General features: G+C 70.3%; 13 protein-coding genes. 7 read left to right on the top strand and 6 right to left on the bottom strand.

Going from position 1 to position 13,128, the window contains the following annotated elements:
* Window positions 1–323: 323 nt before the first annotated feature.
* Window positions 324–1,316, bottom strand: coding sequence for a hypothetical protein (locus tag BCL76_RS37310; RefSeq protein ID WP_109783956.1), 993 nt, complete (start codon window positions 1,314–1,316; stop codon window positions 324–326).
* A 256-nt stretch (window positions 1,317–1,572) separates the two neighbouring features.
* Between BCL76_RS37310 and groES the strand changes: the two genes are divergently transcribed.
* Together groES and groL are read left to right on the top strand one after the other, a co-directional pair.
* Window positions 1,573–1,881 carry a co-chaperone GroES gene (gene groES / locus BCL76_RS37315; RefSeq protein WP_030011064.1) on the top strand — a complete coding sequence of 103 codons (309 nt, stop codon included), beginning with the start codon at window positions 1,573–1,575 and terminating at the stop codon, window positions 1,879–1,881.
* Window positions 1,882–1,993: 112 nt separating this feature from the next.
* Window positions 1,994–3,622, top strand: coding sequence for a chaperonin GroEL (groL, locus tag BCL76_RS37320; RefSeq protein ID WP_109783957.1), 1,629 nt, complete (start codon window positions 1,994–1,996; stop codon window positions 3,620–3,622).
* A 106-nt stretch (window positions 3,623–3,728) separates the two neighbouring features.
* On the opposite strand, the gene BCL76_RS37325 is transcribed toward groL, so the two are convergent.
* The 3 genes from BCL76_RS37325 to BCL76_RS37335 all read right to left on the bottom strand — a co-directional run bounded on the left by BCL76_RS37325 (window position 3,729) and on the right by BCL76_RS37335 (window position 6,027).
* Window positions 3,729–4,439, bottom strand: coding sequence for an ester cyclase (locus BCL76_RS37325; protein ID WP_109783958.1), 711 nt, complete (start codon window positions 4,437–4,439; stop codon window positions 3,729–3,731).
* Between the two features lie 96 nt (window positions 4,440–4,535).
* Window positions 4,536–5,309, bottom strand: coding sequence for an SDR family NAD(P)-dependent oxidoreductase (locus tag BCL76_RS37330; RefSeq protein ID WP_109783959.1), 774 nt, complete (start codon window positions 5,307–5,309; stop codon window positions 4,536–4,538).
* Window positions 5,310–5,340: 31 nt separating this feature from the next.
* Entirely contained in the window at window positions 5,341–6,027 is a 687-nt protein-coding gene (locus BCL76_RS37335; RefSeq protein ID WP_109783994.1) for an MOSC domain-containing protein, read from the bottom strand.
* 88 nt (window positions 6,028–6,115) lie between these two features.
* Here BCL76_RS37335 and BCL76_RS37340 point away from each other — a divergent pair, with 88 nt between their 5' ends.
* The gene (locus tag BCL76_RS37340) at window positions 6,116–7,015 is read left to right on the top strand and encodes a LysR family transcriptional regulator (protein WP_030712844.1); all 900 of its coding nucleotides are present in this window, start codon (window positions 6,116–6,118) and stop codon (window positions 7,013–7,015) included.
* Between the two features lie 144 nt (window positions 7,016–7,159).
* Here the strand turns inward: BCL76_RS37340 and BCL76_RS37345 are convergent, their stop codons facing one another.
* A complete protein-coding gene (locus BCL76_RS37345) occupies window positions 7,160–7,486 on the bottom strand; it encodes a WhiB family transcriptional regulator (protein ID WP_030011164.1) in 327 nt (108 codons plus the stop codon).
* A 380-nt stretch (window positions 7,487–7,866) separates the two neighbouring features.
* Between BCL76_RS37345 and BCL76_RS37350 the strand changes: the two genes are divergently transcribed.
* The 4 genes from BCL76_RS37350 to BCL76_RS37365 all read left to right on the top strand — a co-directional run bounded on the left by BCL76_RS37350 (window position 7,867) and on the right by BCL76_RS37365 (window position 12,456).
* Window positions 7,867–8,478: a response regulator transcription factor gene (locus BCL76_RS37350; protein ID WP_003948568.1), complete on the top strand. Its 612-nt coding sequence runs from the start codon at window positions 7,867–7,869 to the stop codon at window positions 8,476–8,478.
* 360 nt (window positions 8,479–8,838) lie between these two features.
* Window positions 8,839–9,468 (top strand): sigma-70 family RNA polymerase sigma factor, encoded by a 630-nt coding sequence (locus tag BCL76_RS37355; protein ID WP_109783960.1) that lies wholly within the window; start codon window positions 8,839–8,841, stop codon window positions 9,466–9,468.
* 202 nt (window positions 9,469–9,670) lie between these two features.
* The gene (guaB, locus tag BCL76_RS37360) at window positions 9,671–11,170 is read left to right on the top strand and encodes an IMP dehydrogenase (protein ID WP_030767408.1); all 1,500 of its coding nucleotides are present in this window, start codon (window positions 9,671–9,673) and stop codon (window positions 11,168–11,170) included.
* A 161-nt stretch (window positions 11,171–11,331) separates the two neighbouring features.
* Window positions 11,332–12,456, top strand: coding sequence for a GuaB3 family IMP dehydrogenase-related protein (locus tag BCL76_RS37365; RefSeq protein ID WP_030767410.1), 1,125 nt, complete (start codon window positions 11,332–11,334; stop codon window positions 12,454–12,456).
* Between the two features lie 101 nt (window positions 12,457–12,557).
* On the opposite strand, the gene BCL76_RS37370 is transcribed toward BCL76_RS37365, so the two are convergent.
* Window positions 12,558–13,028, bottom strand: a complete 471-nt coding sequence (locus BCL76_RS37370) for a hypothetical protein (RefSeq protein ID WP_109783961.1) — start codon at window positions 13,026–13,028, stop codon at window positions 12,558–12,560.
* Between the last annotated feature and the right edge of the window lie 100 nt (window positions 13,029–13,128).

Genomic DNA, 13,128 nt, shown 5'->3' on the forward strand with positions numbered 1-13,128 from the left:
CCTCGGGCCGTCGCTGTCGTAGCCCTGCCGTGGGGCGGGGACACGGAGGAGGGTCCCCGCAGGACGAGGCGCGACCATGGCCGTCTTGCCGTGACAGGCCAGCACGCGCCGAGCCGAGGAGATCCTCCTGCGGGGCCCCGCCCCACACCACCAGCCCCGCCGGCGTTTGAGGCGGCCGCCCAGCAGGGGCACCCTGCACCGCACACCGCCGACTACCCCGCAGGGGCACGGCAGCCCGAGCAGTACCGCACACCGCCGAGCACCCCGCAGGGACACCGCCGAGCACCCCGCAGGGACACCGCAGGGACACCGCAGGGACACCGTCAACGCGACGGCAACGGGCCCCATGAGTTGGGGTCGGTGGGGCCGTTGTCCGCCGGGGCGGTTCGGCGGCGGGCGAGGGCGTCGCGGGTGGCCGCCGTCAGGGCCCAGGCCGGGAACGCGAAGGCGGTCAGCCCCAGGCCTATCGGCGCGAGCGAGCCGGCGATGTCCATCTGCACCGCGTGTTCGGCCGACGGGCCGCTGACGCGGCTCCGCACCGGCTCCTTCGGTCGGTCGTCGAACGAGCCGTCGATCTTGATCCCGCCGAGGGTGAACGAGCCGTCGGAGGCGGTGAAGTCCCCCGTGCACTTCATCGTCCGGTCCCCGTCGGAATCGGGCTCCCCCCATACACAGCGCTCGGCGCGGAAGGTGCCCTCGACCCCGGTCAGTTGGGTGATCAGCCGCGGTACGGCCACATGGCACATGAAGATCCCGCCGGCGATGCTGACGGCGATCGGGACGGCGTGGATCCAGCGCACCCCGGAGTTCGTCCTCGTCGTACCCGGGACGGCGGCGGGCACCGCGGGGCTCGCGGCCGGCGTCGTATCGGCCCCCCGGCGGCGTCTTCGGCGGGCCAGGAGGTCTCGGGTGACCGCGAACAGGACCCACAGGGGGTACGCGAAGCCGATCAGGCCGATGCCCAGCAGGGTTGCCAACGACATGAGACCCGGCCGCACGGCCTCGTCGGCCGACGGTCCGTCGACCCGGGAGGCCACCGGCCCGGCCGGATCGGTCTCGAACAGGCCCTCGGCCGCGATCGGGTAAATGGTGAACGACCCGTCGGCGGCGGTGAAGGAACCGGCGCACGCCCGTTTCCGGACCCCGTCCCAGTCCTCCTGCCCCTCGCACCGCTCCGCGCGGAAGCTGCCCTCCACCCCCGTCAGCTTGGTCATCAGCCGGGGTGCGGCCAACGAGAACGCGGAGATCCCGATCGCCAGGCCCAGGGTGATCGATATGAGGTCGCGCCAGCGGAGCTGTGCGTTTCGCCAGGTCATGGGCTGGAGACTAGCGATCCGCGACGTCTCTGAGCCTCGTCGGGTGGCGTTGCGAAGCCGGTCCGCGCAACGCGGGATGGCAAGAATTGGCACTCCGCTTGACCGAGTGCTAATCGCCGGAATAGTCTCGCACCTGGCACTCACCCCTGGTGAGTGCCAACACAGCGACAGGCAGATCCGGCACCCGCGACGACGGATCGACCTGGTCGCCACCTCAGACAGTTAACCCCGGATCTCCGAAGGGGGAGGTCGGATCGTGACGACCGCCAGCTCCAAGGTTGCCATCAAGCCGCTTGAGGACCGCATTGTGGTCCAGCCGCTCGACGCCGAGCAGACCACGGCCTCCGGCCTGGTCATCCCGGACACCGCGAAGGAGAAGCCCCAGGAGGGCGTCGTCCTCGCGGTGGGCCCGGGTCGCTTCGAGGACGGCCAGCGTCTCCCGCTGGACGTCACCGTCGGCGACATCGTGCTCTACAGCAAGTACGGCGGCACCGAAGTGAAGTACAGCGGCGAGGAGTACCTCGTCCTCTCGGCTCGCGACGTGCTCGCGATCGTCGAGAAGTAATTCTCTTCATCAGTACTGCTTTGAGCTGCGCCCCTGGTCACCCCGCTGATTGCCGGGCGGCGAGGGGCGTAGCTCGTTAAACCCGAGTTTTCGAGAGGGCTGAACCGCTCCCATGGCGAAGATCCTGAAGTTCGACGAGGACGCCCGTCGCGCCCTCGAGCGCGGCGTCAACAAGCTTGCCGACACGGTCAAGGTGACGATCGGCCCCAAGGGCCGCAACGTCGTCATCGACAAGAAGTTCGGCGCCCCCACCATCACCAACGACGGTGTCACCATCGCCCGCGAGGTCGAGCTGGACGACCCGTACGAGAACCTGGGCGCGCAGCTCGTGAAGGAGGTGGCGACCAAGACCAACGACATCGCGGGTGACGGCACCACCACCGCCACCGTGCTGGCCCAGGCGCTGGTCCGCGAGGGTTTGCGCAACGTCGCCGCGGGTGCTTCCCCGGCCGCCCTGAAGAAGGGCATCGACGCCGCGGTCAAGGCCGTGTCCGAGGAGCTCCTCGCGACCGCCCGCCCGATCGAGGACAAGTCCGACATCGCCGCCGTGGCCGCGCTCTCCGCGCAGGACCAGCAGGTCGGCGAGCTCATCGCCGAGGCGATGGACAAGGTCGGCAAGGACGGTGTCATCACCGTCGAGGAGTCCAACACCTTCGGCCTGGAGCTGGAGTTCACCGAGGGCATGGCCTTCGACAAGGGCTACCTCTCGCCGTACATGGTCTCCGACCAGGAGCGTATGGAGGCCGTTCTCGACGACCCGTACATCCTGATCAACCAGGGCAAGATCGCCTCGATCCAGGACCTCCTGCCGCTGCTGGAGAAGGTCATCCAGGCCGGCGCCTCCAAGCCGCTGCTGATCATCGCCGAGGACGTCGAGGGCGAGGCGCTCTCCACCCTCGTCGTCAACAAGATCCGCGGCACCTTCAACGCGGTCGCCGTCAAGGCCCCGGGCTTCGGCGACCGTCGCAAGGCGATGCTCCAGGACATGGCCACCCTCACCGGTGCCACCGTCATCGCCGAAGAGGTCGGCCTCAAGCTCGACCAGGCCGGTCTGGACGTGCTGGGCACCGCGCGCCGCGTGACCATCTCCAAGGACGACACCACCATCGTCGACGGTGGCGGCTCCTCCGAAGAGGTCCTCGGTCGCGTCAACCAGATCAAGGCCGAGATCGAGTCGACCGACTCGGACTGGGACCGCGAGAAGCTGCAGGAGCGCCTGGCGAAGCTCGCCGGTGGCGTCTGCGTCATCAAGGTCGGCGCCGCCACCGAGGTGGAGCTCAAGGAGAAGAAGCACCGTCTCGAGGACGCCATCTCGGCGACCCGCGCCGCGGTCGAGGAGGGCATCGTCTCCGGCGGTGGCTCCGCTCTCGTCCACGCGGTGAAGGTCCTCGAGGGCAACCTCGGCCTGTCGGGCGACGAGGCCACCGGTGTCGCGGTCGTGCGCCGCGCCGCCGTCGAGCCGCTGCGCTGGATCGCCGAGAACGCCGGTCTCGAGGGTTACGTCATCACCTCGAAGGTCGCCGAGCTCGACAAGGGCCAGGGCTTCAACGCCGCCACCGGCGAGTACGGCGACCTGGTCAAGGCCGGCGTCATCGACCCGGTGAAGGTCACCCGCTCCGCGCTGGAGAACGCCGCTTCCATCGCCTCGCTGCTGCTCACGACCGAGACCCTGGTCGTCGAGAAGCCGGCCGAGGACGAGGGCGACGCCGGTCACGGCCACGGTCACGGCCACAGCCACTGATCGCACGCACCACGCGAGGAAGGCCCCGTTCCGCAACTGCGGAACGGGGCCTTCCCGTTGGCTTCGCCGTGGTCGGCCTTCCCGGGTGTCGTCCCGTGGCGGGGCCTCAGGTCCCGTACGGCCGACCCGTTCCGCCCATCTGCTGCTGCAGGGCACCGGGGTTGTAGTGCCACCAGCCCTCGACGATCTCTCCGTCCAGGCACCGGAAGGTGGTGCTCCCGGACATCTCGTACGTCTTCCCGGTCGGTGCGACCCCCATGAACGGGCCCTTGTGGGTGCCGCGCCAGTTCCACACCGTCGTCACCATGTCGCCCTCGGCCAGCTGGGCCGTCGGCTCGAAGGACATGTCGAAGGCGGCGCGCCACGTCTCCATGTCCGACCGCATGGCATCGCGTCCGATGACGGTGGACTCCGCCTTGCTGACGTCGTGGTCGATGTAGTTCGTCGCGAAGCACTCGTCGAGGACGCCCATCTTCCCGCCCATGGCCGCTTCTTCGAACACCCGCCGGGCGAGCTGCTTGTTGAGGTGCTCGTCGCGGACCACGTCGAGGTTCATGAACTTCGGCATGCCTTCGCAGAGTGCCACCATCTCCTGGAACATCCGGTCCGTCTCGGGGAGCCCGGAGTTCTTCATGGCCTCCTCGTACGAGGCGAACTCCACCATGTCGACGTAGTGGTTCCGGGCCTCGCGGTCCTGGCCGATCATCGTGTGCGTGGCGGTGCGCCTACCGCTGGTCTGCTCCGCCCAGCGGTCGATGAGCGCGTTCATCTCGTCGAACCGCCTGGTCTCGTAATCGATCACTTGTACGAATGTCATCGCGTCGCCTCCCGCGCTGGATGGGACAGGTCCAGTTTAGGGAGATTTCACCCGCTCGGCCGCTTGGTTCGGGGCCCGCCGGGGTACCCTGCGGCGCTACTGGGGACCGTACTTGCGGCCCGTGCGCGAGGACATCCCGCCCAGCAGCCCGCGCGGCGTCAGCTTCACCACGCCCATCAGCGCCTTGTACCGCGGGTCCGGGATCGACACCGTCTTCCCGCGGGCCAGGTCGGCCAGGGCCGTGGCCACCAGCTTGTCGGCGTCCAGCCACATCCAGCCGGGGATGTTGTCCGTACCCATGCCGGCCCGCTGGTGGAACTCCGTCCTGACGAAGCCGGGGCACAGCGCCATCAGCCGTACCCCGGATCCGCTCAGGTCCCGCGCCGCGCCCTGGGTGAACTGCACGACCCAGGCCTTGCTCGCCCCGTAGGTGCCGCGCGGTACGAAGGCGGCCACCGAGGCCACGTTGATCACGCCGCCGCGGCCGCGTGAGCGCATCGACTCCGTGGCCGCCGAGGTCAGCCGCAGGACCGCCTCGATGTGCACCTTCAGCATGGTCAGCTCGTCGGCCATGGAGACCTCGAGGTAGCGGCCCTTGTTGCCGAAGCCCGCGTTGTTGACCAGCAGGTCCACCGGGTGGGTGCGGTCGCCGAGGCGCTGCTCGACCGCCGTGATGCCCGCCTCCGTGGAGAGGTCGGCGACCAGTACGTCGGCCTCGATGCCGTGTCGGTCGTGCAGTTCGGTGGCCTGCTCGCCGAGCCGTTTCGTATCGCGTGCCACCAGCACGAGATTGTGTCCTTGGGCGGCCAGCCGCCGGGCGAAGGCGGCGCCGATGCCCGCCGTGGATCCCGTGATCAACGCAGTCGTCATAGGCGCAACCTAGCTTCCCCCGATGACGGCGCTACCTCACCCCGGCCCCCGCCCCGTACTTCTCCACGTACAGGCGCACCCGCTCGTGGGCCTCCGGCTCCATCGCCTCGCCCGCGGCCGAGGTGAGCGGCAGCAGGGTCCGTTCGGTGGTGAAGGCGCGGAACCACAGCTGCACCGTCACCTCGTGGTCCGGCCGGTGGATGATCTCGATCGGGTCGCCGGGGGAGATCGAACCCTCCTCGATCACCCGCAGGTACGCGCCCGGCCGGGCCTCCTGCGTGAACCGCTTGACCCAGCCGGTCTCGCCCATGGCTCCCTGGAAGGTCCGGCACGGGATGCGGGCCGAGGCCACTTCGAGGACGAGGTCCGCCCCGACCCGCCAGCGGTCGCCGATCCGCGCGGTGTTCAGGTCGATGCCGGTGGTGGTGAGGTTCTCGCCGAAGAGTCCGCCGGGCAGCTCGCGACCCAGCACGTGCTCCCACAGGTCCAGGTCCTCGCGGGCGTACGCGTAGACGGCCTGGTGGTCTCCGCCGTGGTGGCGCCGGTCGCAGACGGCGTCGCCCTCCAGGCCGCTACCGAGGCCGGTGGCCTTGGAGCCGGGGGCGAGGACGTGGACCGGTCCGGGGACGGGGCGCTTGCCGATGCCCGTCACCCCGCCCTCCGCGTCCGTGTAGTCGACGGCCGTGGCGCGGCCGAGGTTCACAGAGATCAAGTGCATGGAGCCCATGGGACCACGCTAACCGAGCCACCCCAAAGTGACATCGGGAGATTTTCCCGGAAATCAAAGTAGGGCTTATGCTCGAAGGGTGATCGAAGCACGCCATCTCCGGGTTCTGCGCGCCGTCGCCGGGACCGGGTCCTTCTCCGCCGCCGCCCGTGAGCTCGGCTGCACCCAGCCCGCCGTCTCCCAGCAGATGAAGGCGCTGGAGCAGTCGGCCGGTACCCCGCTGCTCATCCGCACCGGCCGCGAGATGCGCCTGACCCAGGCGGGCGAGGCCCTGGTGCGCCATGCCGCGGGGATCCTGGCCGGGCTGACCGCCGCCGAGGAGGAGGTCGCGGCCATCGCCGGGCTGCGCGCGGGCCGGGTCCGGCTCGTGTCCTTCCCCAGTGGCAGCTCGACGCTGGTGCCGACCGCGCTCGCGGCGATGCGCGCCGAGCACCCGGGGACCCGTATCTCGCTGGTCGAGGCGGAGCCGCCGCGGTCGGTGGAGATGCTGCGCGAGGGCGACTGCGACCTGGCGCTGGCCTTCCGCTACGGCGGCGCGTCCCATTCCGCCGCGGAGTGGGACGACCTCGTGGTGCGGCCGCTGTTGACCGACCGGCTCGTCGGGCTGGTCCCGGAGGGGCACCGGCTGGCCGGGGCGGAGCGCGTGGGCATGGCGGAGCTGGCGGACGAGCCGTGGATCGCGGGCTGTCCGCGCTGCCGCCGCCATCTGGTGGAGGTGTGCGAGGGCGTGGGCTTCACCCCGCGCATCGACTTCGCCACCGACGACTACCCGGCCGTGGTCGGCCTGGTCGGCGCGGGGCTGGGCGTGGCGGTGCTGCCGGAGCTCGCGGTGGAGTCCGTACGGGCCAAGGGCGTGAGCACGGTGGCGGTCGAGCCGGCCGTCGAGCGGGAGGTCGTGGCGCTGACCCTGCCCGACCTGGCCCGGGTGCCGGCCGTGGCCGCGACCTTGGCCGAGTTGGAGCGGGCGGCCGCGCGCTGACCCGCGTCCGCCCCCGGCGGCGGCCGGGGGCGTACACGTCGGACGACCGGATACGGCCGAACGGGTGAAACGCGGGCCGGGCGGCGACACGCCCGGGCGTGCTGGTGATTCGAAGAAACGTTCCTTCGGACGCTTCGTCGGCTCTCAGTTCGGCGCGATCGGTCCGATCGCACTCGACGCGGGGATCAGGCGGTGCCGGGCGCGGCCCATCAGTTCCTCGCGCTCGTCCTCGGTGAGGCCGCCCCACACCCCGTAGGGCTCTCGGACGGCGAGTGCGTGCGCGGCGCATTCCGAACGCACCGGGCATCTCATGCAGACCTCTTTAGCCGAGGCCTCGCGCGCGCTCCTGGCCGCGCCCCGCTCGCCTTCCGGGTGGAAGAAGAGGGAGCTGTCGACCCCACGGCAGGCGGCTAGCAGCTGCCAGTCCCAGAGGTCGGCGTTCGGTCCGGGGAGGCGGGAGAAATCTGCCATTGGTAGTCCCTCTTGGTGCCGGTACTGAGGCGGATACGGTCCATGTCTCCACACCTACTGTCGGAGTAGATGTAAATATGACTCATTGGGAATCTAGCCTCAGACACGTGCCAAACGGAAGGAAAGCCGCCAAATAGGGCATAGCTCCAGATGGAGGACAGGCGACTCGCGCCTCCGACGCCGTGATCGCTTCCTCACGTAGAGTGCTGAAGGTGTCCGTCCGACCCGTAACTCTTTCGAGTGACCATCGTTGAGAGTGCGAAGGCGGTTGAACCAATAAGTTCTCGGACAGGTGTCCGGGAGCATCGACCGCACAGGTGACGATACGTACCAGCCTGGAGGCTCAAGGTGACGCGCATCAGCAGCTGCGGAGGGCGGTCATGACATCCGTCCTCGTCTGCGACGACTCCCCGCTTGCCCGAGAGGCGCTCCGTCGCGCGGTTGCCACCGTGCCCGGCGTCGAGCGTGTGACGACGGCTGCCAACGGCGAGGAAGTCCTCCGCCGCTGGGGCGCCGACCGCTCCGACCTGATTCTGATGGATGTACGGATGCCCGGGCTGGGCGGTGTGGAGACGGTCCGTCGACTGCTCTCGGCCGACCCCGGCGCCCGCATCATCATGCTGACGGTGGCCGAGGACCTGGACGGCGTGGCCCTCGCGGTCGCCGCCGGCGCCCGTGGGTACCTGCACAAGGACGCCTCGCGCGCCGAACTGCGGGCCACGGTCACCCAGGCCCTCGCCGACCCGACCTGGCGACTGGCCCCGCGCCGGCTCCGCTCGGCCGAGATGGGCGCCGCGCCCACGCTCACCGCGCGCGAGATCCAGGTGCTGGAGGGCATGAGTCACGGCCGGTCCAACGCGGAGATCGGGCGCGAGCTCTTCCTCTCCGAGGACACGGTCAAGACGCACGCCCGCCGACTGTTCAAGAAGCTCGGCGCCTCGGACCGGGCGCACGCCGTGGCCCTCGGTTTCCGCTGGGGTCTGGTTCGCTGACCTCCCGGTCGTGGCCGGGCCCGGCCCGGTCCGCCGCAGGCCGCGGATCGTCGAGAGCGGTCCCGTCCGCCACCCGCGGACGGGGCGGCGCGTCGCCCTCGACGGCCCTTGCTGTCGAGGGCATCCCTGCCCCCGCCGTACCCGGTGCGCACCCGGGGATTGGCGGGGCACAATCCGGGGGACGTCTCGCTTCGTGCGCGATGCCGCATCCTTGAGGGTGTGGAGTCTCTCGGGGACTATTCGGCCGAGCGGGAGGGGAGGGCGCAGATGATGAGTTCCGGCGCACCTGCTCATAACGCTTCGATGCACAACAAGGGCCATGGCGGCGCGGATGCTCCGGCGCCAAGGCACCATGGATTGATGCGCGACGACGAGGCCCTGGGGTCCCCCGCGGCCACAGGCCAGACCGGCACCGCCAAAAGCGGCAGTGCCGCGGGCGTCAGCGCGCTCGTACGCAGGGCGGTGGAGGGTGACGAGCAGGCCACGCACGACCTGCTCGCCTTCGTGCACCCCCTCGCGATCCGTTACTGCCGCACCCGGCTCTCGCGATTGCCGGGTGACGCTCGTCACTTCGTGGAGGACCTGGCGCAGGAGGTCTGCGTCGCCGTCCTGATGGCGCTGCCGCGCTACCGGGACACCGGGCGGCCCTTCGAGGCCTTCGTCTTCGCGATCGCCGCGCACAAGGTCGCCGACCTGCAACGGGCCGCCATGCGGCACCCGGGCAGCACGGCCGTGCCCTCCGACGAGATGCCGGAGCGGCCCGACGACTCGCTGGGGCCGGAGGAGCGCGCACTGCTCAGCAGTGACGCCGCCTGGGCCAAGAAGCTGCTGGCCAACCTTCCGGAGAACCAGCGCGAGCTCCTCGTCCTGCGCGTGGCCGTCGGGCTGACCGCGGAGGAGACCGGGCAGATGCTCGGGATGTCTCCGGGTGCCGTGCGCGTGGCCCAGCACCGTGCGCTCAGCCGGCTGCGGGCCCTCGCCGAGCAGTAGGCGGCCGTGCGGGCCTCACGGCTCGCGCGGTCCCACCGCCGTCCGGTGCGTCCGTTCGGGCGGCTCGATCGTGAGCCTCGGCCGCCGGCCGCAGTCGTAGGAAACGACGAAACTTCTGCTTGGCCTTGGTCGTGGAATGAGACGCGTCGGGATCCCGTTAGCATGGACATCCGCGCTGAGCAAGACCATTTGGGAAGGTGTCATGACCGCCGACGGAGTGCCCGACAAATTCGCCACGCTCGGACTGACCTACGACGACGTGCTGCTGCTGCCGGGCGCGTCGGACATGTCGCCTGACGCGATCGACACCTCTTCCCTCATCTCGCGGAACGTCCGTGTGAACGTCCCGCTGCTGTCCGCCGCCATGGACAAGGTCACCGAGGCCCGCATGGCCATCGCCATGGCCCGTCAGGGTGGCGTCGGCGTACTGCACCGCAATCTCTCCATCGCCGACCAGGCCAACCAGGTCGACCTGGTCAAGCGCTCCGAGTCCGGCATGGTCACCGACCCGATCACGGTGCACCCGGACGCGACGCTTCGCGAGGCCGACGAGCTCTGCGCGAAGTTCCGCATCTCCGGCGTCCCGGTCACCGACCCGGCGGGCAAGCTCCTCGGCATCGTCACCAACCGCGACATGGCGTTCGAGTCGGACCGCAGCCGCCAGGTGCGCGAGGTCATGACCCCGATGCCGCTGGTCACGGGCAAGGTCGGCATCTCGGGCGTGGACGCCATGGAGCTGCTGCGCCGCCACAAGATCGAGAAGCTTCCGCTGGTCGACGACGCGGGCATCCTCAAGGGCCTCATCACGGTCAAGGACTTCGTCAAGGCCGAGAAGTACCCGAACGCCGCCAAGGACAAGGGCGGTCGGCTGCTGGTCGGCGCGGCCGTCGGCGTCGCCGGCGACGCGTACGAGCGTGCCCAGGCCCTGATCGAGGCGGGCGCCGACTTCATCGTCGTCGACACCGCGCACGGTCACTCCCGGCTGGTCGGCGACATGGTCGCCAAGATCAAGTCGAACTCCACCGTCGACGTCATCGGCGGCAACGTCGCCACGCGTGACGGCGCCCAGGCGCTGATCGACGCCGGCTGCGACGGCATCAAGGTCGGCGTCGGCCCCGGCTCCATCTGCACCACCCGCGTCGTCGCCGGCATCGGCGTCCCGCAGGTCACCGCGATCTACGAGGCCTCGCTCGCCGCCAAGGCGGCCGGCGTCCCGGTCATCGGCGACGGCGGTCTCCAGTACTCCGGCGACATCGCCAAGGCCCTGGTCGCGGGCGCCGACACGGTGATGCTCGGCTCGCTGCTCGCGGGCTGCGAGGAGTCCCCGGGCGAGCTGCTGTTCATCAACGGCAAGCAGTTCAAGTCGTACCGCGGCATGGGTTCGCTCGGCGCGATGCAGTCCCGCGGCGACCAGCGCTCCTTCTCCAAGGACCGCTACTTCCAGGAGGGTGTGGGCGGCGACGACAAGCTCATCCCCGAGGGCATCGAGGGCCAGGTTCCCTACCGCGGCCCGCTCTCCGCGGTCGTGCACCAGCTCGTCGGCGGCCTGCGCCAGTCGATGTTCTACGTCGGCGGCCGCACGGTCCCCGAGCTGCAGGACCGCGGCCGTTTCGTCCGCATCACCTCGGCGGGCCTCAAGGAGAGCCACCCGCACGACATCCAGATGACGGTCGAAGCGCCGAACTACTCCCGCAAGGGCTGAACGACATGAGCTGAGGGGGCGGGTCCATCGGGCCCGCCCCTTCGCCGTGTCCGCGCGGCGTCCTTACCCGCGCGCGGCCGTCCGTACAGCGGTCACCGGAACGCGGGCCCCCGGCGTTCGGGGATACTGGAGCGGCAGACCCAGAGGAAAGGCCACCACACGTGACTGAGATCGAGATCGGGCGCGGCAAGCGCGGCCGCAGGGCGTACGCGTTCGACGACATCGCCATCGTCCCGAGCCGGCGTACCCGGGACCCGAAGGAGGTCTCGATCGCCTGGCAGATCGACGCGTACCGCTTCGAGCTCCCCTTCCTGGCCGCCCCCATGGACTCGGTCGTCTCCCCGCAGACCGCCATCCGCATCGGTGAGCTCGGCGGCCTCGGCGTGCTGAACCTCGAAGGCCTGTGGACCCGGTACGAGGACCCGCAGCCGCTCCTCGACGAGATCACGGAGCTGGACGAGGAGGCGGCCACCCGCCGTCTGCAGGAGATCTACTCCGCGCCGATCCAGGCGGACCTGATCCGGCAGCGGATCAAGGAGGTGCGCGACTCCGGCGTCGTCACCGCCGCCGCCCTCTCCCCGCAGCGCACGGCCGAGTTCTCCAAGGCCGTCGTCGACGCGGGCGTGGACATCTTCGTGATCCGCGGCACCACCGTGTCCGCCGAGCACGTGTCGGGCGCCGCCGAGCCGCTGAACCTCAAGCAGTTCATCTACGAGCTCGACGTCCCGGTCATCGTCGGCGGCTGCGCCACGTACACCGCGGCCCTGCACCTGATGCGTACCGGCGCGGCGGGTGTCCTCGTCGGCTTCGGCGGCGGCGCCGCCCACACCACGCGCAACGTCCTCGGCATCCAGGTCCCGATGGCCACCGCCGTCGCGGACGTGGCCGCGGCCCGCCGCGACTACATGGACGAGTCCGGCGGCCGCTACGTGCACGTCATCGCCGACGGCGGCGTGGGCTGGTCCGGTGACATCCCGAAGGCCGTCGCCTGTGGCGCGGACGCCGTGATGATGGGCTCCCCGCTGGCCCGTGCCACCGACGCGCCCGGCAAGGGCAACCACTGGGGCATGGAGGCCGTCCACGAGGACGTGCCGCGCGGCAAGAAGGTCGACCTGGGCACCGTGGGCACCACCGAGGAGATCCTCACCGGTCCCTCGCACACCCCGGACGGCTCGATGAACATCTTCGGCGCGCTGCGCCGCTCGATGGCCACCACCGGCTACAGCGAGCTCAAGGAGTTCCAGCGGGTCGAGGTCACGATCGCGGACTCGCAGCACAGCCGCTGATCGCTTCGCCGTACGCCGGAGGGCCGGCACCCCGCTGGGGGTGCCGGCCCTCCGGCGTGTCCGGGGCGCCTGCTCAGTGCCTCGGTGGGACGGCCGGTGTGTCAGCTGGCGGTCTTGCGTGCCGTCTGGAAGGCGGCGTAGGCCCCGATCGCGTAGAAGAGGATCGAGATCGGGTCGATGTTGTCCACGTAGTACTGGTTCAGGTTCGCGAAATCGGTGGTGAGCAGCTCGCTGACCGGGATCCCCTCGTGCTTCTCGACGCTGATGGCCGAGGCCAGGAGGTAGCCGCCGTAGACACCGCCGAGCGTCAGTGCGGCGCTCAGGACCGGGAGGATCGGGTTGCGGCCGCCGAGGCGGACGGCGACGAGGGCGACGAGGAAGCCGACGCCGGCCGCCAGGTAGCCGATCTGGTACTCGATCGCGCCCATGATGCCGCCGTACGCGGCGCCCGCGACCAGGGCGGTGGCCGCTGCCCCGAGGATCGCCAGGCCGACGTTGCCGCTGCGGGCCGGAGCCGGGGCGGGGGCCGCCGTGTAGGAGTCGGGCGCGGGCGGCGTGAAGTTCTGGCTCATGGAAGATCCCCCCAGGGATGCGCGCACCACTGTCCCAGGGACGTATGTGCGAGATAAGTGACGCCGCAGGCTAGCAGCAGCCTCGGACATCCGAAGGGGG

Source organism: Streptomyces sp. CG 926 (assembly GCF_003148825.1).
In the GTDB taxonomy this organism is placed as follows: domain Bacteria; phylum Actinomycetota; class Actinomycetes; order Streptomycetales; family Streptomycetaceae; genus Streptomyces.

Coding starts and splice junctions, on each gene's coding strand:
- BCL76_RS37370 (WP_109783961.1), bottom strand. CDS start 13,028: ATGAGCCAGAACTTCACGCCGCCCGCGCCCGACTCCTACACGGCGGCC.
- BCL76_RS37355 (WP_109783960.1), top strand. CDS start 8,839: ATGCGCGACGACGAGGCCCTGGGGTCCCCCGCGGCCACAGGCCAGACC.
- groL (WP_109783957.1), top strand. CDS start 1,994: ATGGCGAAGATCCTGAAGTTCGACGAGGACGCCCGTCGCGCCCTCGAG.
- BCL76_RS37310 (WP_109783956.1), bottom strand. CDS start 1,316: ATGACCTGGCGAAACGCACAGCTCCGCTGGCGCGACCTCATATCGATC.
- BCL76_RS37330 (WP_109783959.1), bottom strand. CDS start 5,309: ATGACGACTGCGTTGATCACGGGATCCACGGCGGGCATCGGCGCCGCC.
- BCL76_RS37345 (WP_030011164.1), bottom strand. CDS start 7,486: ATGGCAGATTTCTCCCGCCTCCCCGGACCGAACGCCGACCTCTGGGAC.
- guaB (WP_030767408.1), top strand. CDS start 9,671: ATGACCGCCGACGGAGTGCCCGACAAATTCGCCACGCTCGGACTGACC.
- BCL76_RS37325 (WP_109783958.1), bottom strand. CDS start 4,439: ATGACATTCGTACAAGTGATCGATTACGAGACCAGGCGGTTCGACGAG.
- BCL76_RS37350 (WP_003948568.1), top strand. CDS start 7,867: ATGACATCCGTCCTCGTCTGCGACGACTCCCCGCTTGCCCGAGAGGCG.
- BCL76_RS37335 (WP_109783994.1), bottom strand. CDS start 6,027: ATGCACTTGATCTCTGTGAACCTCGGCCGCGCCACGGCCGTCGACTAC.